20 protein-coding genes are annotated in these 23267 nt (G+C 47.7%); 2 read left to right on the plus strand and 18 right to left on the minus strand.

Annotated elements, in window-relative coordinates:
- Both C1I60_RS25120 and C1I60_RS02185 read right to left on the minus strand, forming a co-directional pair.
- Positions 1 to 313: nitronate monooxygenase (locus tag C1I60_RS25120; RefSeq protein WP_252361527.1), on the minus strand; the 313-nt coding region annotated here is incomplete at its 3' end.
- 202 nt (positions 314 to 515) lie between these two features.
- Entirely contained in the window at positions 516 to 1016 is a 501-nt protein-coding gene (locus tag C1I60_RS02185) for a DUF1572 family protein (RefSeq protein ID WP_252361528.1), read from the minus strand.
- A gap of 215 nt (positions 1017 to 1231) precedes the next feature.
- Here C1I60_RS02185 and C1I60_RS02190 point away from each other — a divergent pair, with 215 nt between their 5' ends.
- Positions 1232 to 1789 (plus strand): IS110 family transposase, encoded by a 558-nt coding sequence (locus tag C1I60_RS02190; protein WP_252361529.1) that lies wholly within the window; start codon positions 1232 to 1234, stop codon positions 1787 to 1789.
- A gap of 129 nt (positions 1790 to 1918) precedes the next feature.
- On the plus strand, positions 1919 to 2284 hold the full coding sequence (locus tag C1I60_RS02195; protein ID WP_137060310.1) for an aldo/keto reductase: 366 nt from the start codon (positions 1919 to 1921) through the stop codon (positions 2282 to 2284).
- Positions 2285 to 2838: 554 nt separating this feature from the next.
- Here the strand turns inward: C1I60_RS02195 and C1I60_RS02200 are convergent.
- The 16 genes from C1I60_RS02200 to C1I60_RS02275 all read right to left on the minus strand — a co-directional run bounded on the left by C1I60_RS02200 (position 2839) and on the right by C1I60_RS02275 (position 23267).
- Positions 2839 to 4290, minus strand: coding sequence for a PEP-utilizing protein (locus C1I60_RS02200; RefSeq protein WP_137060311.1), 1452 nt, complete (start codon positions 4288 to 4290; stop codon positions 2839 to 2841).
- A gap of 273 nt (positions 4291 to 4563) precedes the next feature.
- Complete coding sequence (locus C1I60_RS02205; protein WP_137060312.1) at positions 4564 to 6978, minus strand: heavy metal translocating P-type ATPase; 2415 nt, start codon at positions 6976 to 6978, stop codon at positions 4564 to 4566.
- A 187-nt stretch (positions 6979 to 7165) separates the two neighbouring features.
- A complete protein-coding gene (locus C1I60_RS02210; protein ID WP_014278144.1) occupies positions 7166 to 7534 on the minus strand; it encodes an ArsR/SmtB family transcription factor in 369 nt (122 codons plus the stop codon).
- 152 nt (positions 7535 to 7686) lie between these two features.
- Positions 7687 to 8811, minus strand: coding sequence for an NADH:flavin oxidoreductase (locus tag C1I60_RS02215; RefSeq protein ID WP_137060313.1), 1125 nt, complete (start codon positions 8809 to 8811; stop codon positions 7687 to 7689).
- Between the two features lie 182 nt (positions 8812 to 8993).
- Positions 8994 to 9329: a cytochrome o ubiquinol oxidase subunit IV gene (gene cyoD / locus C1I60_RS02220; RefSeq protein ID WP_137060314.1), complete on the minus strand. Its 336-nt coding sequence runs from the start codon at positions 9327 to 9329 to the stop codon at positions 8994 to 8996.
- Entirely contained in the window at positions 9330 to 9938 is a 609-nt protein-coding gene (cyoC, locus tag C1I60_RS02225; protein ID WP_137060315.1) for a cytochrome o ubiquinol oxidase subunit III, read from the minus strand.
- Positions 9938 to 11914 carry a cbb3-type cytochrome c oxidase subunit I gene (locus C1I60_RS02230; RefSeq protein ID WP_137060316.1) on the minus strand — a complete coding sequence of 659 codons (1977 nt, stop codon included), beginning with the start codon at positions 11912 to 11914 and terminating at the stop codon, positions 9938 to 9940. Before C1I60_RS02230 ends, cyoC begins: the two co-directional genes overlap by 1 nt.
- Before the next feature lie 25 nt (positions 11915 to 11939).
- A complete protein-coding gene (cyoA, locus tag C1I60_RS02235) occupies positions 11940 to 12914 on the minus strand; it encodes a ubiquinol oxidase subunit II (protein WP_137060317.1) in 975 nt (324 codons plus the stop codon).
- Positions 12915 to 13282: 368 nt separating this feature from the next.
- Positions 13283 to 13531 carry a hypothetical protein gene (locus tag C1I60_RS02240; protein WP_137060318.1) on the minus strand — a complete coding sequence of 83 codons (249 nt, stop codon included), beginning with the start codon at positions 13529 to 13531 and terminating at the stop codon, positions 13283 to 13285.
- Positions 13532 to 13748: 217 nt separating this feature from the next.
- Complete coding sequence (locus tag C1I60_RS02245) at positions 13749 to 15095, minus strand: GH1 family beta-glucosidase (RefSeq protein ID WP_137060319.1); 1347 nt, start codon at positions 15093 to 15095, stop codon at positions 13749 to 13751.
- Positions 15092 to 17581 (minus strand): glycoside hydrolase family 95 protein, encoded by a 2490-nt coding sequence (locus C1I60_RS02250; protein ID WP_137060320.1) that lies wholly within the window; start codon positions 17579 to 17581, stop codon positions 15092 to 15094. The genes C1I60_RS02245 and C1I60_RS02250 overlap by 4 nt, the downstream gene beginning before the upstream one ends.
- 116 nt (positions 17582 to 17697) lie before the next feature.
- Positions 17698 to 19392, minus strand: a complete 1695-nt coding sequence (locus tag C1I60_RS02255; protein ID WP_137060321.1) for an ABC transporter substrate-binding protein — start codon at positions 19390 to 19392, stop codon at positions 17698 to 17700.
- 75 nt (positions 19393 to 19467) lie between these two features.
- Positions 19468 to 20370: a carbohydrate ABC transporter permease gene (locus C1I60_RS02260; protein ID WP_137060322.1), complete on the minus strand. Its 903-nt coding sequence runs from the start codon at positions 20368 to 20370 to the stop codon at positions 19468 to 19470.
- 15 nt (positions 20371 to 20385) lie between these two features.
- Positions 20386 to 21399, minus strand: coding sequence for an ABC transporter permease (locus tag C1I60_RS02265; protein WP_137060323.1), 1014 nt, complete (start codon positions 21397 to 21399; stop codon positions 20386 to 20388).
- Positions 21400 to 21661: 262 nt separating this feature from the next.
- Complete coding sequence (locus C1I60_RS02270; protein ID WP_137060324.1) at positions 21662 to 22447, minus strand: ABC transporter ATP-binding protein; 786 nt, start codon at positions 22445 to 22447, stop codon at positions 21662 to 21664.
- 19 nt (positions 22448 to 22466) lie between these two features.
- On the minus strand, positions 22467 to 23267 hold the full coding sequence (locus tag C1I60_RS02275) for an ABC transporter ATP-binding protein (protein ID WP_252361531.1): 801 nt from the start codon (positions 23265 to 23267) through the stop codon (positions 22467 to 22469).

The raw sequence follows: 23267 nt of genomic DNA on the forward strand, positions 1-23267 counted from the left end.
GATTTTGTGCAATGCCAAGTTCGACGCGATAAATATTGAGGTGATCTGCCATTTGTCCGATCGTTTCTTCCGATTCTACTAGTTGCTCAGGTACAAACAAGTTGACTCCAAACGGCTGAACCGTTAGTTGTTTGATCTCTCGTATCATGCTCCGGAGTTGTTCTGGTGTTAAGTATCCGGCACCTAAGTTGCCTAGACCCCCGGCGTTTGAAATTGCTGCTACCAATTCAGGAGTCGTAGGTCCACCTGCCATCGGCGCTAGGAAGATCGGGTATTGAATTTTGAGGATACGTGTTAATTCTGTCTCAAGCATTTTTGAAAACCTCCTATTGTTGAACCTATAATGGAATCTTCATGATTTCGATTAATGCGAATTTCAAAGAAGTTTGTTACTCCATCTATTTAAGGCAGCCACCAAACTATCCTGCCCGTTAAGTTAACAAAAGAATAAGGAACTACCGCAAAGGAAGCTCCTCAACTATCGTTTCCCGTTAGAATTCCTGTAGAATGAATCATCAATGATACTGGCCTGTAATGTGCTCATTCGCATCTTTCAGTGTTTTGGAGAGTAACACAATTTGCCCTGCATGATATCCGTAGTGTGCCGCAACCTGAACAAGAAGCTGGCTAATTTCTCTCGCTTCATAGGTTTCATCCTCTGAAGCGCTAACCCGAAGCATTCTGTTCCAATCCTCGTGGTCATAGCGGATTGTAACTTCTCTTTTTAAATCCTCATCAGACAAAACTGATAATATACTTACCGATTCGGATCGTGTCCTCATAAGAACGCTAATCAACTCACCTTTCGATATGCCACCTTCAGAATTAAATTCTCGAGTACGTTCCCGAATGAATGGTTTGTTTCCGATTGCACTTATGAGGCTCTGATATTCGTTACCTGCTAAATGTAAGCAAAGATTACCGATGCTGTTCATGGAATCCTTCATTTTCTTCCAAATCAAATCATCATCAAGCGGGTTTATGCTCTTTATAATTCGATCGAGCTGCTTGTTCATGTCTTCGAGTACATGCTTTATTAGATCTGGCATGACCATTTCCCTCTCTGTAAACTTATTTTTATTATTCGTTAAACTCTGGGTATTTCCTTTAATTATCCTGCCCGTGGGACTTGATCCCGAGCGCTATAATGTTCACCCCTATTTGTCATGACCATGATTGAGGCTGGTTGGGACTTTAGATCCCCGGTAAATTTACATGAAGGAGAGATCAGATGAACCCCGTTATTGGGCTAGACATTTCTAAAGAAGAAAGCCACGGACAGGCCTTTTTAGATCGTGGAAAACCATACAGAGGGACCTTTCATTTCGAACATACGTGTGAAGGACTTGAGAAATTGCTTCAAGCTATTCGAGACGTCGAGCATGTATCTGGATATCGTCCTACGTTGATTCTCGAAGCAACCGGGCACTCCCAAAGCCCCGTCGTTCAGTTCTTGGAGGAGCATCACTATTTATTCATTGTTATCCATCCGCTCATTTCAAATCGGCTTAGAAAATCCAATCTTTGGAAAGTTAAAACGGATGCCGCGGATGCTTATCTTTTGGGCGATCTTTACTATAGGGAAGAGTTCGAACCTTTCAAAAATAGGGGTGTGCAGCTGCTTAATCTGCGCTATCTGACTCGGCAATATGAGGCATTTTCAAAGATGTGTATACAAACAAAGCTGCAGTTCCAAGCTGTCTTGGATCAGGTTTTCCCTGCATATAAAGGTGTCCAAGATCAGCCTTCTACTTTCTTCAAAACGAGGTCGCTCAGAAAATTGGATTAACGAACGAGTCCAACGATTGCTCGATGCAGCAAAACAAAATCCCTTTCAGCAAACGATGTACTCAAGCCACTTGATTAATCTAAATATCCTGATCGCCCGTATTCTTCAGTACCAGGAGCATCTTGCTGAATAGCCTATAGCCCGCTAGCCTCGGGTCTACTCTCCGGAAACTACAACGCGGACACCCGATTTGACAAACAGGATTGGCGCTCCAAGTCCCCATCCCATTCCGGAGAAGGCTTCAAGCAAAATATCGCGGTAGTCGGGCAGCTCAAAGAAGTGGCGGCGGACCTCGGCATTACAGTCGCCCAACTGTCCCTCGCTTACGTCCTCGCTCATCCGGCTTTAACGAGCGCGCTCGTCGGCGTCCGCAAGCCTGAACATATCCAGAAGTCGCTGCCGGCCGTGGATATTAAACTCGACGATGCCGTGCTGGCTAAGATTCGGACCATTGCAGCGAGCGCCGCAAGAATCATGATGCCGATAAACGAGTAAACCAGCAAATACAACGCAGATAGGTATCTGCGTTGTATTTGCTGTTCATAAAAATCATTACAGAAACAGGAAACGACTAGTAGGTACCCAAAGTTAGCAATGATACAAAAACGAAAAGAGCTGCTAGAGTAAAAAAGACAATGGAAATTCTAGAGTTATTCTTCCGCTCTTTAATTCCATAAGCACAGCAAAAGATAGCCATAGTGAATTGGGCACCACTTCGGCAATAGGCATTGCTCACAAAAAATATGCTGCTAAATTCGATTACTGCTGCGGTAAGAGCTAGTATATTAAACCATAAAGGATTTTTTCGAAATTGTTTATACATAAAGGTTTCCCTCCACCATTCCAACGAGATATCTTATATGGGCATAATATTTTTTCTTCTATTCTCTCTGATATTATAAGTGACGGATTGTAAAAATGAATCCTTAAATTACAGACTTTATTTCTTCCCATCACCAAGAAAAAAGGATATCCGCGCAACAGCGCAGATATCCTTTCTATACAGCTTAAGCATCTTTTTATGAAATGAAATTCGCGTTACATTCGGGCTACAAGGGAAAATGCTGTGCTTGGTTATGCGAGGTGTTGGAACCATATTCCCCCTCTAGGTCTTGTAGCAATGCGTAACGTGCAGCCGCAAGACGCGCGGCGATAGCCCCCGTTTCCGGGCAAATGATGCCAGTCAGCCTGCTTGCCCATATTCCGGCTCCATCCAATAGCGTATGGACTTCGTCAAACGCAGCCCATACGGGAAGTTTGGGCTTCACGCCCCGGATGGCCTGTGTCATGCGTTTTATCGTATCGCTCGTCCCCTCATGACCGCCGACAGACAGATCGGACAGATCCGCGTCCACATCATATGAAGGAAACCGCGTAGCTTCCAAAATCACCGCATCGGCAAAACGTGCCATATCTGCGGCTTGAGCCGCCTGCTTGATCTGTTGCGCTTTCACTTCCCGCAAGAGATTGGCGCGGGCAGACTCATAGGACTGTTTGACCTGCCCGTTCCATGTTTGGCTGACGTTGAGCTTGGAGGACGCATCCACCGTCAAAAGCACGCCTACCCGATATGGAATGCACCGCAGGCGGCCGCATAAGGTCTGCTCCGCAACGCCGTCGATCCAGTCCCGGGCTGCCCGGAATTGGTTCACGTCAGCAGGATTGCGTACCACAATCTCTAACTGTGGTTCTCCACCCTGCTCCACGTTCCGCAACGCTGCACGCAGCAGCGCCTCCAGTTGCATATCTTGCAGGCTTCCGATGCCCACTGCATTGTGCTGTTCGATCAAGGCGATTGTGAGTGGTGAACCGTTCAGAGACTCGAACAAGCCTTCATACTCTGTTTCCAGCAGCCCGATAATTCGCCGGGACAGATGCTCACACAATCCAGGCAAGCCAGATGCCTGATTAAAGGCTTTGTACGTATCTGATGCACGGGAGCCTGGAATAAGGAGGGGGGCAGATTCCCCGTCAGGACCATGAATCGTATGCCCGGACTCTGCCGCGTCCAGATAGGCACGGCATAATTCAGCCACACGGCTGGACGACTGCGAAAAGGGGCCGTGCAAAAGGCTATAGCCATCAAGACTGCCCATACTTAGCCCTACCGCTGACTCCTTGCTTGTATAATTCACCTGGACAGGATCATCAGCATAGATACGTATGAATGTACGCCTGTATTCATCGCTCCACTCCAGTAGTGTGCTCATCGCCTCCCTGTTATCGTTGCCCTTATTCAACAACGTTTCCCCAATGAGCTCGGAGTCCGCAGCCAGCAACGCCTCCTCTTGACTGATCCTGCCCTGTTCGGCTAATCCGACCAGCCAGCCCAGCGGGTCTTCCTCCTGTGAGGCAGATACTTCACTGCATCCTGCGAGCACTGACTCAATAGCCAGTCTCTGTGCAGCAGCGGCCTCACTCCCCGACTCGGGGCCATCGCAATCCAGACTGTTTTTTTCACTCAACAGTTCTGCGAATACATACATCAGTTTAACCTCCATGCTACAAATCCATCCTTTCTCCCGTCAGCAAGTTGGCACACACAAATTTGAGTATCCCACCAGAAAAGAAAACGCTTACCTATCAGACGTCGAGTAGAATTCAAATAAGCCTCACCTGTAAGGTCTCTACCTTAACGTATTAGGCGCACCCCACATTTATACATATCTGTAGAACGACAGGAAAACATAGATTAAACCACAGCTTTGAACGAAAAAAAGCCCTCGGATTCCATAGGATGAATACATCCGATGATAACCCGAGGGCACTATTTTTTATTCGAAAGAACGCACTTTCAGTACACGCATAACATTCAGAACGGCAAGCAATGTTACACCCACGTCGGAAAATACAGCCTCCCACATGGTAGCAATACCGAACGCACCCAAAGTGAGAAACACGGCTTTGACACCTAGCGCAAATATAATATTCTGCCATACGATGCGTCGTGTACGCTTGGCGATATGAATCGCTGTAACCAGTCTCGAAGGCTCGTCGTTCATGATCACGATATCCGCCGCCTCAATCGCGGCATCTGAACCCAAACCGCCCATCGCTACACCTACATCTGCCAGTGCCAGCACAGGGGTATCATTAATCCCGTCGCCTACGAACAAAATCTTGTCGCCCGCCTTTTTACTTGCAGACAGTTGTTCAATCGCTTCGGCTTTATGCTGGGGTAACAGTTCTGCACGTACTTCATCCAGACCCAACTGTCGTCCAACGGCCTCTGCAACCTGTCGGTTGTCACCTGTCAGCATGATTGTTTTCACTATACCCAGTTTTTTCAGTGAAGCAATCGTTCGTGCCGCGTCCTCCTTGACCTCATCCGAAATCAGGATGCATCCAGCATACGTTCCGTCTACAGCCACATGAACGACCGTTCCTTCATCCATCGTTCCTGCACGTTGTGCATCGTCAAAAGCAACTTGCTCCCGCTCCATCAGCTTCGCATTCCCGGCCAACACCAGGCGACCATCTATCTGCGCTTGAATCCCATGACCGGAAATCTCGCTATATTGCTGTACCCGCTCGGCTTGAAGCTCCTTGCCATAGGAATCACGCAGGGATGCCGCAATAGGATGCGTGGAATGCAGCTCCGCAAAAGCAGCCGTTTCCAGCAGACTTTCCTTCGTAAACTCCCCGGCAGGATAAATGCCTGTTACACGGAAAACCCCTTTGGTGAGTGTACCTGTTTTATCAAAAACAGCATATTTCACATGGTTCAGTGCTTCAAGATAGTTCCCGCCTTTAATCAGCACACCTGAACGGGAGGCTGCCCCGATGCCGCCAAAGAAGCCCAACGGAATGGATACGACCAGCGCACATGGACAAGAAATAACGAGGAAAACAAGTGCACGATATACCCAATCTGCAAACTGCGCTCCCGGTACGACGAGTGGCGGAACAATTGCCAGCAGCAGCGCAACAATAACCACAACAGGAGTATAGTATCTGGAAAACTTGGTGATAAACTTTTCGGTCGGCGCTTTTTTGGCGCTCGCATTTTGCACTAGCTCCAAAATTTTGGCGACTGCTGATTCGCTGAATTCCTTGCTAACCTCTACAGTTAAAAGTCCGTTCGTATTGATAAATCCGCTCATCACACCGCTTCCCGGCTCCACGGTACGAGGTACGGATTCACCGGTCAGCGCCGAGGTATCCACATGCGATTTTCCGTCTACAACCTTACCATCCAGCGGAATCTTCTCGCCCGGCTTGATTACTATCAGATCACCGACACGCACATCCTCGGGTGACACCCGACGTACGGAATCAGCCGTCTTCAGGTTGGCATAGTCCGGTCGAATATCCATAAGGTCGCTGATGGATTTGCGCGAACGATTAACAGCAACCCCCTGGAACAGCTCACCAATTTGATAAAAGAACATGACGGCTACGCCTTCCGGATATTGCCCAATTGCAAATGCGCCAACCGTAGCCAGCGTCATCAGAAAATACTCGTCAAAGGCCATTCCCCGCACCAGACTGCGCACAGCCTGCACGACTACATCGCCGCCGACAATGATATATGCCAGTAAAAACAGTGCCAGCTTGCCTAGGCCCTCTACAGGTAACCACCAGGCAACAGCCGCAACGACTGCACCGATAGCCAAGCGTGCAATCATGCGGCGTATACCGTCTGTACCGTGGTCATGTGTATGCCCGGCGTGGCTGTCATCTCCATGCGAATGTGAATGAGCATGTGCGGCGTCACCATGATCATGTACATGTTCGCCATGATGGTGGCTACCATGGGCATGAACTTCCTCAGCATGTGCTTCATGACTATGAGTATGACCCGTGTGGCTGTGAGCTCCATGTTGTTGGCCGTTCTCATGCGTATGTCCTTCATCATGCTCATGACTATGGGTGTGCTCCCCTGCGGTTCCTGCCTGCGCTGCACCCGCCACTCTGCGACTGTTCTCACCCGAGCGTCCCCGGGCGCTTTTTACGATCATTCGGACGTGAGGCTCCAGTCTGTGAACCTTCCGTTCCGTTTGACGAAGGATCTCCTCTTTTTGATCCGAGCTTGCTGTCATCGTCAATGTTTTCGTTACAAAATTGACCGAGCAATCAAGCACACCTTCTATTTTACTGACTCCATTTTCAATCTTCAGAGCACAGTTGGCACAATCCAAGCCTTCCAAAATCCATTCGTGCCGTTCCGTTCTTTTCAGAGCATCCATAATCATTGGCCTCCAATTAACTATATATGAGCAACTGTTCATATATTATTTATTAAACTCATTATATTCAGTATCATGAGTAAAAGTCAATGATAATAGCCCCTTTCCGCCAAATAAATCTATTTCATCGGACATACACCAAAAGAGCGCCAATCGCTTGGCGCCCTGCTTTGTTTCTATCCCAAAATTATTGATGTGAAATGTGCTGATGGGTTTGCAAAAATATCTGCTCCACATGATTATCATCCAGCGAATAAAACACCGTTTTGCCTTCCTTGCGCCGTTTGACAATGCGCAGATTGCGCAAATAACGAAGCTGGTGAGATACCGCAGACTGTCCCATATTCAACACCTGGGTCAGATCATGCACACACAGCTCCTTCTGAGCCAAAGCGTAGATTAGCTTGATCCGTGTCGGGTCACCCAAGGCTTTGAACAGCTCCGACATTTTGTATGCGATGGAATCCTCAACAAGAGAAGATTTTATGTGTTCGATTTCTTTGTCTGAACCGTGACAAGCCGGCTCGCAATCCAAAGCTTCCGTTTCAGAATTCATCCTTTTCACCCCGTGTATTTCGACTTGATGCTCCTATTATAGCAAATTCGTAGAATTTACGAATAGCTTATATTACAGCTTGCCCTGTAACGGAGAATTTTCGAGTCTCAATGCCTCGGTATCACACCCTATAAAGTTGTGCTAAGTAAAGCTTAATTCAACGTTTTTAATGCTTCATCACTGTAAGGCACGAGTTCCTCTATCCGGTTATCACGTAGCTTAACCGCAAACGCCGGGTCAACCAGCAAAGCCCGTCCAACCGCGACCAGATCAGCTTCCTCTCGCTCTACTTGTCCAACAAGTTGTTCTAATCTTGCCTGTACGCTACTCGAATGATCGGTCTGGCTGTTATTGTTTTTTTCCAGTTCACTCAAAAAAGCCTTCTCCAAACCAATGGAGCCTACAGTAATAACCGGCTTGCCTGTTAGCTTTTTGGTCCAAGCAGCTAAATTTAGATCAGACCCTGCAAATTCCGGTTCCCAAAAACGGCGGCTTGAGCAGTGGAATACATCCACCCCAGCCTTCACCAATGGAGTCAGAAACTGTTCAAGCTCCTCCGGTGTCTGTGCCAATTTCTCTCCATAATGGTACATCTTCCACTGGGAGAACCGCAGTACAATTGGAAAATCTGTACCCACTGCACGACGACAAGCCTCAATGACCTCCACCGCAAACCGAGTACGCTGGGCCAAATTGCCTCCGTACTGATCTGTACGCTTGTTGGTTTTATCCCAGAAAAACTGGTCAATTAAATAGCCGTGTGCTCCATGAAGCTCAATGCCGTCGAAACCCACCTGCTGGGCATCGGCTGCTGCTTGGGCATAGGCTGCGATAATATCAGCAATCTCGGCCTCCTTTAACGGCTCAACTACCTTTTCACCAGCAGGAGTGATACCGGACGGACCGACGGGTAATGCCTCGGGATTAGGCTGGTTAGCCGCGCCTATTTTCCGGGCCGCACCCACATGCCAAAGCTGCGGTATAATCTTGCCACCCGCCGCATGAACCTCCTCGACTACCTTCGCCCACCCCTTCAATCCCTCACCATAAAAAATAGGAATGCTCGTATGCTCCACGGCTGCGGGATGATTAATAGCGGTTCCCTCGGTAATAATCAATCCGACCGCATTTTCCGCACGGCGACGATAATACGCGGCCACCTCAGGGCCTGGGATACCTTGAGGAGAAAAATTCCGTGTCATTGGAGCCATAACAATCCGATTGGGAAGAGATAAATTACCTGCCTTAAAAGGTTTAAATAGTATATCTGTATTCATTATTTTCATCCTCCGCTCTCAACTAGAGTTATTGTTTTTACCCTACTGTTATACAATTCCATTTTACACATAAATAAACTTGAGTTCAAGTAGCCACAGTTTATTTCTCCAACACGATACTCACAAAAAAAAAGAGGAAGCGGCCCTAAGCTGCTTCCTCTTACCTAATTAGTTTGTACTTATTATTGTGCTACCATGTTGTATTCCATAATCCAGACAGAACCGCCAACAACGGTCAGCAGGATGACTACACCGAAAATCAAAGTCATGACATTCCAGCGCGGTCCATTACTTTCACGGATATGCATGAAGAAGAATAACTGCACCAGAAATTGCAGCACTGCTGCGACCAAAATAACAACCATAGTTGAAGTGCGGCTCAACATATGATTCATGACCACACCGAGAGGAATGATGGTCAGTACGATGGACAGAATAAATCCGATTACATAGGATTTCACTGAACCGTGAGAATCATCATGACCATGCGAACCCGCTCCTGATTGATGCTGTGCCATCTACATCACCCCCATCAAATAGACGACTGTCAGCAAGAAGATCCAGACAGCGTCCAAAAAGTGCCAATACAAGCTCAATGCCGAAACTTTGCCCTTCGTCTCTGGAGTTAGCCCGCGTTTTTTCAACTGGAACATAAGGCCGATCATCCACACCAGACCTAACGAAACGTGAAGTCCGTGCGTGCCGACCAATGTGAAGAATGCCGACAGGAACGCGCTCGTTCCAAAATTGGCTCCCTCGTGTACCAATTCAACAAACTCGTAAACCTCAAAACCGATAAAACCAAGACCCAGGATCGCCGTCACGATTAACCAGTTGATTAATCCCTTCATGCTTCCTTTGTTCATGGCCAACACAGCCAGACCGCTTGTGAAGCTGCTTGTGAGCAAGAGGAACGTTTCTATGATAACGCCCGTCATGTTAAACAGCTCTGCGCCCCCCGGTCCTCCAGCTGTGCTGTTCCGAAGGACGACGAAGGTTGCGAACAAGGTACTGAACAGGATTACGTCCGTTACAAGAAAGATCCAGAAACCAAGCATCTTCAATTCTTGTGGATCGTGATGCCCGTGGTCATGATCATGGCTGTGATGTGCTGCTGCTTGTGCCATTATACAGACCCCCTTATTGCCGCTTCCGTGCGTTTTACTTCATCCGCAGGGATGTAGTAGTCGCCATCATACGAGAAGAAAGAACGACAAATCATACAAATCGCAACGCCGATCAGACCCGGAATATAGAAGAACGACCATCCGAATACAAAACCGAAACCTGCGATGAAAAAGAATACCGACATAATGAATGGAATCGCCGAGTTTTTCGGCATATGAATCGCTTCAATTGGCGGTTGCTTTCTGAAAATTCCTTTTGCGCGTTTGTCTTTCTCTGCCCACCAGTCATCACGTTCTTCTACTTGTGGGATGGTAGCAAAATTGTATTCCGGTGCAGGTGAAGGGATCGACCATTCCAACGTATGACCACCCCAAGGGTCGCCAGTTGTATCCTTCAGCTTGCGGAAATTTTTGATACCCAGAAGAATTTGAAGAACCTGGAACAAGAAACCAATCCCCATCAGGAATGCTCCAACGGTTGATACAAGGTTAAGCGGCTGCCAGCCAGTATCCCAGCCGTAAGTGCTCAGACGACGTGTCATACCCATCAGACCGAGGGAATATTGTGGAATGAAACACACATAGAAACCGATATTCCAGAACCAGAAAGCCCATTTACCCGGCGTTTCAGGCAGAGTGAAGCCGAACATTTTAGGCCACCAGTAGTACAGACCTGCCAGATAACCGAACACTACACCGCCAATCAGAGCAGAGTGAAAGTGAGCGACCAGGAAGTAACTGTTATGGAACTGGAAGTCCGCAGGCGCTACAGACAACATGACGCCCGTCAAACCTGCAATCAGGAAATTCGGAATAAAGGCGATTGCCCACATCATAGGTGTCTTAAATGTAATCTTACCCCGATACATCGTGAACAGCCAGTTAAACACTTTAACCCCTGTCGGTATTGCGATAACCATCGTCGAAATGGCAAAGAATGCATTAACATCTGCGCCTGATCCCATCGTGAAGAAGTGATGCGCCCAGGTGAAGAAGGACAGGATAGCAATCATGAACATGGCGTAAACCATGGATTTGTAGCCAAACAATTTCTTTTTGGAGAATACGCTGATGACCTCGGAATAAATACCGAAGGCAGGTATAACTACGATATAAACCTCAGGGTGACCCCACATCCAGATCAGGTTGATATACATCATTGGGTTACCACCGAAATCAAGTGTAAAGAAATGTCCTCCTCCGAAGCGGTCAAGGAACAGCAAAGCCAATGTTATCGTCAGAATCGGAAACGCGAAAATGATGATAACACACGATGAAAATACGGACCACGTAAAGACAGGCATTTTCATCCATGTCATACCAGGTGCGCGCATTTTAATAATGGTAACAATAAAGTTAATCCCCGTAGCCAATGAACCTATACCAGAAATCTGTATACCCCAGATATAAAAGTTCTGACCAACGCCGGGACTAAATTGCAGCTCCGAAAGCGGTGGATAACTCAACCAACCTGCGTCCGGCGAACCGCCAATAACGAAGGACAGGTTGAATAGCATCGCTCCCATAAAGAACAGCCAGAAGCTCAGCGCGTTCAGGAAAGGAAACGCAACGTCACGCGCACCAATTTGAAGTGGTACCGCGATGTTAAACAAACCAAACATCAATGGCATCGCCATAAACAAGATCATGATCGTGCCATGCGTTGTAAAGATCTGATTGTAATGCTCAGGATGCAAAAGTGTAACATCCGGTGTAGCAAGCTGCAAACGCATCAACAATGCATCCACGCCTCCGCGGAACAGCATCAAGATGGCTGCGAGAATATACATAATACCGACTTTTTTATGGTCAACGGTAGTCAACCAGTTTTTCCAAAGCCAGCCCCATTTTTTGAAATAAGTGAGCACAAACACGATCCCGATCGTCGCAAGAGCAATAGAAACGTCCGCTCCATAAATCATTGGGTCTCCAGTAACGAAGAAAGTGGATGCAAACTCTTTTATTTTGTCAAGCATTGGGGGCCTCCTTCCCTATAATCATTTAATTGTGTCCGCTCATATTCATATTACTCATGGTGCCTGTATCAGTGCTGCCAGACTTGGAAGAACCTTCTGTGGATGCTCCACCATGTCCGCCATGAGGATTAGGAGCTCCTTCCACTACATACTTGGTCACAATATCCTGGAACAAACCGTCTGGAATCGAAGAATACTCGTCAGTCTGGGAAAGGCCTGGTTTGGCAAGCGCCAAATAGCCATCCTTCGTAAGCGGCTTGGATTGCTTCTTAATGTTAGCGACCCAGTTTTTATAATCTTCATCCGACTGAACCTCTACATCAAAGCGCATTTGTCCAAAATGCTCACCGCTGAAGTTTGCGCCCGAACCAAAGTAAGTTCCTTCCTGATCAGCCTGCAAATGCAGCTTCATGGCCATGCCTGACATGGTGTAGATCTGGCCGCCCAATTGCGGAATCCAGAACGAGTTCATCGGCGCATCAGCAGTCAGTTCGAAACGGACCGGAACGCCTTTAGGAATGTGGATCTCATTGACTGTAGCAATACCTTCTTCCGGATACATAAAGAGCCATTTCCAGTCCAGTGCAGTTACTTGGATGGTTACTGGCTTTTGTGTGCTTGCCATTGGCTTGGAAGGCTCCAGCAAGTAGGTATATCTCGCAGTGATAACCGCAAGAATCAAGATGACAACAATTGGAATACTCCACCATACGGTCTCCAGTTTTTTACTGTCGTCCCAGTGGGGTTCGTACTTCGCCTTGTTATCCGGTGCGTCGCGATAACGCCAAATGATGAAAAAAGTCAAAAACATGACCGGTACAATTAGAAGTGCAGCCATAGACGTTGAAAGAATGATCAGCTCTTTTTGTGTTTGCCCAATAGGTCCTTTCGGATCGAAAACAACGTATTTTCCGCCAGCATAAAAACACGTCCAAATGAGCAATGCTACCGTGAGCACGGTCAAAACCAACGCAATAATCGCTTTTGGTTTTTTGTTCATGTTGTTCCCCTCTCCTTAAATAATAAATTACTCAAAACTTAAGAACTCCTGTAATGTTGCCCCTATATAAGATATCAGAAAAAAGGGGACTTTTTTTATTGTTAACAGAATTGTCGATTATTTGTCCGTTTTTTGTGAAAAACCTCTCTAAAAATAAAATTTCTCTTGCAAATTCAAAATCTACTATTACTACAAAGGTAACATAAGTAAAAAATATATCGAAGCATTCCAAGGAAGAAAGACGGCTTGTAGCTGAAGTTTGTTCTTGCGATGTAAGGAAGCAAAAAACGGGGCTCCAGACAGTTTGTTGTTCCACACTGTGCGAAGACCCACGTTGTTGTTTTTCTATAGATGTTTTTTCAGTTGTATTAACTGCGTCCCTTCTCCTGATCATCCTTCTTGCGGGCAATGACCAGCCCTTTTCCGATCATATAAATAAAAAATCCGCCAACGACACATCCAATACCCACCATTAAGTATATATTACGATCACTTAGATTACCTAAGTTGAACAAAATAAGAATAATGCCTACAATCCAAGCGAGCCAGGCGATGACAGACACCGAGCGGCTCATTTGCTTTTCGTTCGATCCTGATTTTCTAAAATTCGAAGCCATATCCTCCACTCCCTCTGGTCTAAAATTGTTAAACAGCCCTCTTCAGGTATTTTTGTCAGTATGCACAATCCCTGTGTTTTTATTCTTAATAGTCTCGCCATACTTATAACAACCTGCAATTTTTTCTTGGGTATTATTACCCCAGAGGGCTTGTTGTTCAAACAAAAGGGAGTGGAGACAGGCCAATGTCCGCTTTAGTATCAAAGTTCATTTTCTTTTAACGTCTGGTCTCTAGCCAGTTGTTGCTTACCACATTTCGATACCAGTGGTAGCTTTCCTTAGGGGTGCGGACCATAGTGCGGAAATCGACATGAATCATGCCGAATCTCATACTGTACCCTTCCGCCCATTCAAAATTGTCCATGAGCGACCATGCCATATAGCCTTTGACGTGAAGGCCATCATGAATTGCCCGATGTACCTGGACCAAATGCTGCTGCATGTAGGAAATACGACGGTCATCCTGAATCTTGCCATTTACGATCTCATCGTTGATACAAGCCCCGTTCTCTGTAATGTAAATGTCAATGTTGCCGTACTTTTGCAAATAATGCAGGACCTCATACAACCCGCGCGATTCCACCGGCCAACCGATATCCGTGACGGGCAATCCCATGTCAATTTCTTCAGATTGGAGAAACCCGGCTTCGGGATTAAAACGATTGACCGACATAGCGTAGTAATTGATACCGATCAGATCAATAGGTTCGCTAATAATGTCCATATCTCCTTCCTGAATAGGTACGATAGCTCCTTGCATAGCAAACCAATCTACCAGAAACTGAGGATACGAGCCTTGATAGATGGGCTGGAGAAACCAGTCACTATGCAGGGAAACCGTACGCGCGCAAGCCGCTTTGTCTTCCTCGGAAGTGCTATAGGGCACGGCCCATGAGACATTCGGCGCTATCCCGATCTGACCGCTGGTGCCTAACTCGCGGAAACGACGTACGGATAGGCCATGCGCAACCAGCAGATGATGACCAACGTTGATGGCTGTCTGGAGATTTGTCAGACCAGGGGCATGAACCCCCAGCATATTGGATAAAAATGCGATGCACCACGGCTCATTAAACGTCAGCCAATGGTGTATTTTTCCGTGGAATTCACGGAACATCGTCTCCGCATACTGGACAAATGCCTGAATCGTGCGACGGTTTTCCCATCCTCCAGCATCTTGAAGCACCTGCGGCAGATCCCAGTGGTACAGCGTACAAAACGGCTCAATTCCATTGTCGTTCAGCATATCTACTACGCGATGATAATAGTCCAATCCTTCTTGATTGACTTCGCCGTCACCACTGGGGAATATACGCGGCCAAGACACCGAAAAACGATATGTACGAATGCCCAGCTCCTTCATCAGCCGGATATCTTCTTCGTAGCGATGATAGCTGTCACAGGCTACATTCCCGTTATCTCCGTTGAACACCTTGCCAGGCGTATGGGCAAAGGTATCCCAGATGGACAAACCTCTTCCATCCTCCTCATAGCCCCCCTCGATTTGGTAGGCTGCCGTTGCCGTCCCCCACATAAAGTCCTGCGGAAATTGAAAAATGGTCATATTGGCTCTTCCTCTCCATTAATAATAATCGTATGTCTGTCCGTAATTTCCTGCAATTTGGTAAAATTCCATGACAAAATGAATCCTCCATGCTCCGGATCAGGCTGAGCCTGCCGAGCATCTGCGCTAAACGGATGAGCACTGCGAATCGTGTAGCCTCCCGTCGGGGAGGCTGCGGTAAGTTCCGCGCGGACGAGCCTGGAACCGGACCATTCCATGCCAACCGTTATCCCGCCATGCCCCCGCAATCCGTTGACCCGCCCTTCCGACCATGCTGAAGGCAGGGCAGGCAGCAAGGTCAGCTCACCCGGACGGCTTTGCAGCAGCATTTCCGCGATACCCGCCGTCGCTCCAAAGTTGCCGTCGATCTGAAAAGGCGGATGAGCGTCGAATAGATTGGGGTAGGTCGAGCGCGACAGCAACGTGCGAACATACCGATGCGCTGCTTCGCCATCCTCCAACCGCGCGTACAGGTTAATCAACCAGGCGCAGCTCCAGCCAGTATGGCCTCCGCCATGATCGAGCCGTCGGCGCAGCGATATGCGGGCCGCTTCCGCCAGCTCCGGGGTATCGCGAACATGAATTTGTCGGCCGGGGTACAATCCATACAGATGCGAAACATGTCGATGCCCAGGCTCCGCTTCCTCAAAATCGGCAAACCATTCCTGTAGTTGTCCGTGACGACCGATCTGATAAGGCAGCAGGCGTTGCAGCGTTTCTTCACAGCGGTTGCGGAACTCATCATCTAATTCCAGCAATTCCGTAGCCTGAATGCAGTTGCTCAGCAACTCCCGAATTAACGTCATGTCCATGGTGGAACCCATGGATATGCTGCAATGCTCTCCATCCGGGGTTATAAATTTGTTTTCAGGCGACGTAGACGGAGAGGTCACCAGCCAACCGTCTGGACCTTCCACGAGCCAATCCATACAAAAGGCGGCCGCTCCCTTCATCAACGGATAAGCTTGTTCCGCCAAATAAGCCGTATCCTGAGTAAACAGATAACGTTCCCATAAATGGGCGGTTAGCCAGACACCCCCGAGCGGCCAAAATGCCCAACTGGCATGGCCGTCTGACGGTCCGGCATACCTCCACACATCTACATTGTGATGGGCCGTCCAGCCTTGCGCTCCATAATAGATCGAAGCCACTCTGCGCCCTGTGCGGCTGACTTCTCCAACCATGTGCAGCAAGGGTTCATGGCACTCAGCAAGATTGCATATTTCCGCTGGCCAATAGTTCATCTGGGTATTAATGTTCGTTGTATAATCACTGTTCCACGGCGGCTGTACATGATCATTCCAGATGCCCTGGAGATTGGCGGGCTGACTGCCCGAACGCGAACTGGCTATCAGTAAGTAGCGTCCATACTGAAACAGCGTTACCTCCAAATCCAGGTCTGCCTGACCTTCACGGTACTGCTCCAATCGCAAGTCAGTCGGAATTTGTCTCTTTGTACTTGGGTCCGTCCTGCCTTCATCCCCAAGCTCTAACTCCACGCGGCCAAACAGCTCCCAATGATCCTGCTCATGCCGATGCCTCACCTGCTCGTATCCAAGCGAGACCGCTCTAGCCAGCGTAACTTCGCATACACCTGCCGATTCCGTAGCATCAATGTCCGGTTGAGTATCGAATCCCCGGAAGCCGGTAGCTGCCGCCAAATACACCGTCATTTTATCCGCGCCCGCTACACAGATCACTCCGTCAGCCCCCCTCGTCAGGGTTCCCCCCTCGGCGATAATCCGTGCCTGAATTGCAAAAGCCATCCCCAATTCATCCTCATAAACAACCGACTGCGGATGATAGCCATGATAATCAGACTCCACATGACTGGGCGCTCGCCCGGTCAACGTAATTAAGTCCCTCTCTGGTTCACCTGAAGAGTCATCTTCTTTATCACTATCCCATTCGGATGAATCACCAAAATGTGCATCCTCACCTGCCTCGGCTTCACAAGAATGCGGCGTAGTGATACGTACGGTTGCATTAATTTTGCCTGGCGTATCCGCAGTCAGCCTTACCATAATGATTCCATCCGGCGCACTGGCAATGACTTCACGGGTATAACGAATACCGCCACTTTGGAAAGTGACCGCAGCCGTTCCAGTCACCAAATCCAGTTCGCGTTCATACTCTGCGATTGACCCAAGTCCCTCCTGAGTAATCCACAAATCGCCCAAAGGCTGATAAGCCTCCGTATCGCGCCCCAGCATGTTCGCATTGATCAGATGTTCAGCAGCCTCGTACTTTCCATCCGCAATCAGTTCCCGGACGGGCTTCAAATATCGCAATGCATCATACTGAACGCCATCCCTGGGAAATCCGGACCAGAGCGTATCCTCGTTTAATTGCAAACGCTCCTCCCCGATTCCGCCAAATACCATAGCACCCAGCCTCCCATTGCCGACAGGCAATGCTTCCTCCCACACCTTGGCAGGCTGGCGATACCATAAACGCAGAGATTTCTGTTGTTCGCGTTGTATCACATCAAACCCTCCCCCATCGAGATTAAACAGAGTGCCAATCCCATATTGACCACAAGGACAAGCGCTCTGTCATTCAGACACCCCATCATTTTGTTGCGTCTCGTTTAGTCAGATCGCTATTTGGAAGCCTTGCCGCTCCACAATTCCACTCTGTCCTTCACTAATTGAGTATATTGTTGTTCCATTTGTACCGCTCCAGCGGCATCCAGCTCTTTAAGCATGTTGTCATAAACGGCGTCAAAATTGGAGGTCGGGGCCAAAATAGCCTCCGGTATACGCTTACGGATAATATCCGTCGTTTTTTTGAACGTAACATTATAATTGGATTCATTGTCTGTCGTCAGGTTATAGGCTGCGCCCCATGGCTTCACATCAAATTCTTTCTCGCTCGGGAACAGCTCCTTCCACGTTTTTACGCCATACGCCTTGAGCGACTCCTTTTCCGGCTCCGAATAGCTTGCGATAATTTGTTCTGGAAATTTGGTGGTGTAATAATTACCAGTAGGGTCCTTTACACCATCACCGTAGTGCCCACTGATCAACGTGTATAGCTCCAGCCCGGTTGTTTTGTTGAAATTGGTGGCGTTGTTCGTTTTTTGCTCCAGCACATCAGCCGGAATGACGCGTTTGCCGTCTTTGATTTCATACTGCTTTCCTTCGATTCCCCAGTTCACCAGCACCTGTCCTTCATCGGAGGCTAAAAAATCAAGGAACTTAATAGCCCGCACCGGGTCCTTGCAGCTCTCGGTAATGCCTACACCGTAGCCGGACATAAAGCCTGTATCCTGAAAGGAATGATCCTTATATTCCTCCGAAAGTGTGACTGGGAAATGTGCATAGCTGGCATCCGCCTTGCCTGACGTTTTTAACGCATTTTCAGCTTCCAGGTAGCCCCACTCCTGGTCGATTAGACCGAGAACACGCCCGCTGGCGATTTTAGATTTGTATTGGTCACTTTTTTGTACAAAGGATTCCTTATCCAGCAGCCCCTCATTGTACATGTGGTTTAACCAGCGAAAATATTCTTTTTCCACCGGGCGCTTGTAATGGAGCTTGGCTTCAAATGTCTTGGGATCAATATTATATTCTCCATCGTCTGACGCTCCGGTCGTCTGGTAGGCAGGATTGGTTACCGTAATCATGATTCTCCAGTCATCTGCATCCAGCGTAAGGGGAATTGTCTTTTTACCGTCAATGGTTGGATGCTTGGCTACATAGGTTTTGAGTACGTTTTCATAATCCTGCAATGTTTTTACCTTCGGATATCCCAGCTCCTTAAGTACCCTGTGCTGGATTTCAAATCCACCCGTCGCATCAAAGTTCTTCTGTCCCACACCTGCATACGTAGGGATGACATAGATGGCCTGATCCTTGTTGCTGTATTTCAGTCGATTCATGTAGGGGCCGTACAGCTTTTTGAGATTCGGCGCGTGCTCGTTGATTAGATCGGTTAGATCAATCATAGCTCCGGCATCCACCAGCTTGCTGACATTCGCTTTGGCAGAAACCAGATCCGGGTACTCTCCACTCGCTGCCATCAAGGAAATGCGATCATTCCCGCCCCCGCCGCTGACATCAAATTCAGCATTCAGGGTTACACCTGTTTTTTTCGTAATTTCCTTTCCTATTTCATCCTTCATTCCGTTCCATAGCGGGCTTGGGTCGGCTCCAAAGAAGCTAAACGTAATCGGATCGGTTCCGCTGGATGAGCCTTCCTTCGCTGCATTTTGGCTCCCGCTACAACCTGCCAGTGCAGCAAGTGATATCGCAAGCAGGGGAATAAGTGCAAATCTGGACCAGTGTTTTTTCAAGTTCAAAACCTCCTATGTTCTTATGATGACTTCGTCTGCAAAATAGCTGTTACTTTACCACTGGGGATCTTGCTTTTATGATTTCACCGCGCCCAGGGTCATGCCGCCTACAAAATACTTTTGCAGGAACGGATACACCAGCAGGATGGGGAGCGTGACCGTGATCGTAATTGCCATTTTGATCGACTCTGGTGAAATTTGTGACATTTGCTTCGCCATATCATTGCTGTTCGTCATACTGGAGCCACCTTGCTGCGTGCTTTGTAATACCTTCATCAGCTCAAATTGCAGCGTCGTCCATTGCGAGGCTCCTCCATTATACAAATACGTATCGAACCAGGAGTTCCACTGATTTACCGCCAAAAAAAGAGCAATGGTCGCCAGAACAGGCTTGCACAATGGCAAAATAATTTTCCAGTAAATTGTAAAATCATTCGCCCCATCCAGCTTGGCGGATTCCTGAAGCGCGTACGGCAAACCATCCATAAAGGAACGAATAACAAACACATTAAATGCGCTAATCAGCCCCGGAAAAATATACACCCAGAACGAACCCAGCAAATGCAGATCACGCATCAAAATAAATAAAGGCACCATCCCGCCGGAAAAATACATCGTCAACGCCAGAAACGTTGAGATAAATTTACGGGCGCGGAAATCGGCCCGACTCAGTGTAAAAGCGAGCATGGATGCGCAAACCAATCCCAGCACCGTACCGATCAGCGTACGCAGAATAGATACCTGCAAGCCTCGAAGGAGACCGTCATACTGGAAAATCGTCTTGTAATTTTCAAGTGTAAATTGGCGAGGCCATATATAGATACCGCCACGAACAGTGTCCGTCGAATTATTCAAGGAAATCGCAAGTACGTTCAGAAACGGATACAACGTCACGACCACAATCAAAGCCATCAGTACATAGTTGAACAGGTCAAACAGCTTTTCAGATCGGGTCGCATTAAAAGCCTTTGTCGTCATTTCGCATCTCCCTCCCTACATGATGCTTTCTTTGGTCAGTTTTTTGAATATGCCATTTGCTGTAAACAACAGCAGGATGCTGACCAATGAGTTGAAAATACCAATCGCCGTCCCATAGGAGAACCGCCCCAAATTAATCCCGTAATTCAGCGCGTACAGATCCAGTACCTCGGAATAATCCGTCACCAGACTGTTGCCGAGCAAGAACTGCTTTTCAAAACCGTTGCTCACCAGATGCCCAATCGCCATAATGAACAGAACCGCAATGGTGGAACGGATGCCGGGCAATGTAATATGCCACATCTGTCTCCAGCGACTTGCACCGTCCACACGCGAGGCTTCATACTGCTCCTGGTCAATTCCGGTAATGGCGGCTAAATAAATAATCGTATTCCAGCCCGTCTCTTTCCATATATCAGAGGCGGTCACAATATACCAAAACCAACTCCCCTTTGCCATGAACTGAATCGGCTCATCCACAATATGAAGCGCTATCAATATATCGTTGACGATCCCTCCGTCGATGGACAGCATTTTCGTAACCAATCCGGCAACAACAACCCAGGATACAAAATGCGGGAGATAGGATACGGTCTGCACGAATCGCTTGAACAACATCCCCCGCAGCTCATTTAGAAGGATGGCAAAAAAGATTGGCACTACAAAACCAAAGATAATCCCCATCAGGCTCATCGCCAGCGTATTGCGCAGCACCAAATAAAAACGTTCGTCCTGAAATAGCTCAATAAAGTTATCCAGCCCCACCCACTTCTGATCCAAAAAGGATTTGGCCGGCTTATAATTTTGAAACGCCATCGTCCAGCCCCACAGCGGAAGATAACTGAAAACAAACACCCATATGACGAAAGGAATGGACATAAAATAAAGGTACTTTTGTTGCTTTACACTGTCCCACATGCCTTTTTCTCCACGCCCGCGCTTCGGTCCGCGCACCTTGCGTGGTCTGCCCCGGTTAGACTCAGGAATCGTAGCACCAGCATTGGAAGCGGTTTCAGTTGATGATTCCATAACAAGCTCCTCCTTGTATGTAGTTACTATTATCATACTTGGCTGGCTTGAAAGCGGATACCCAACGAATTAGGAGAAAAATCAGTTCAAAATTAGATATATGGGGGGTTGGGATTTACATGGGGTGCCACTACGCATGCGGATGGTGCTTCCCATCGCTGTTGCTTGTACAGCACCATTCCGCCTGCTCCGTTTTCCGTGTAAATTTTCAAGTTAAATTATAGAATACAAAAAGACCAGCAATGTAAGCTGGTCAAACCTCTCAATCATATTCTGCAACCAATTGGCGAGTATACGGATGTCTGTCGGGAGCAAAAAGTTCCTCCTTTACAAACTCGTCCACCAAACGGCCTTCGTGCATGACTAGAACCCGGTCACACATATATTGCACCACAGGTAGGTCATGGGAAATAAACAAATACGAAAATCTCAGTCTGCCCTGTAGCTCCTTGAGCAAGTTTAGCATTTCTGACTGAATTAAGGTATCCAGGCCGGATGTTGGTTCATCCATAATAATGAGTGCGGGCTCCACGCTGATAGCTCTTGCCATGCAAAGCCGTTGCTTTTGCCCGCCGCTGATTTCATGAGGATATCTATCCAGCAATTCAGGTGATAAGCCCACATATTCCAGCAATTTCACTGCTATTCCTCTTCTGTCTGAACCACAGTCTTTCAAAAAAGATGGAACCTTTCGTTCCAGTTGATCCAGTGGTTCCATCACGGATTCCAGTAAACGAAACCTTGGATTTAGCGCCGCAGAGGGATTTTGAAATACGGCCTGCATCTGTCCTTTATAACGTTTTAACGACTGCCTGTTGCCTGCTTGAACAGGAGTTCCCTGAAACCGGATTGTTCCTCGATCTATAGCTTGCATAAGCATAATACAGCGTGCCAAGGTGCTTTTTCCACTGCCGCTTTCTCCGATCAGACCCACACATTCACCCGCTCGAATCGTCAACGATACCCCGCCGAGCACTTGTCTCTTTTTGCGGTAAGATTTATGCACGTCCTGCACGACTAAAAGTTCAGGTAAAAGTTTCGGGTTCATAACGATGTTGTCGCCCTCTCTATATGGACTCATGCACGGATTTCATTGATGGGCGCAAGGATGGAATAGCTTCAATCAGCCTTCGGGTGTAGGGCTGCTTCGGGTTGTTCAACAATAGCAATGTGTTCCCCGACTCCATAAGCTGCCCTTCTCGCATTACGGTGACTTGATCGGCGTAGCGCTTGACGTTTCTCAGATCATGCGAGATGAACAAAATACCGCATTGGGTGCGTTCTTTTAGCTCTGAAATAATCCGCAAAATTTCGTTGGCATTCGTTTGATCCAATGCTGTCGTAGGCTCGTCCATAATCAGCAGCTTGGATTCCAGCATGATGGCAACGGCAAGCGATATCCTTTGTAGCTGCCCACCGCTGAGCTGAAATGGATAACGGTTGTATATTTCATTCGGTAACCGAACGTGTTCGAGGACTTGCTTGATGCGCTCTTTGCGGCTTTTGCGTTCTAACACATGATGTGCTTTTAGCGTTTCGTCCATTTGTTTGCCTATGGTGATAAACGGCGTAAACACGCTGGCATAGTCCTGAAAAACATAAGCGATTTCCTGCCCGCGAAGGCATTCTCTTTCTTTCTTGGACAGCGTGAGTAACGAGCGTCCGCACAATTCGATCTTACCCGATTCTATCCAGACCGTCGCAGGAAGCAGATCGCCAATCGACAGCGAGGTCATGCTTTTCCCACTACCGCTTTCACCAATCAGCGCATGGCACTGTCCCGCGCCAATAGATATATGAAGATCACGTACGATCAAGCCTTGCTCAGACCTCAAATGCAGCCCGGTTATTTCCAGAATGTTCATCAT

This window comes from Paenibacillus terrae (genome assembly GCF_005217525.1).
Classification (GTDB): domain Bacteria; phylum Bacillota; class Bacilli; order Paenibacillales; family Paenibacillaceae; genus Paenibacillus; species Paenibacillus terrae_C.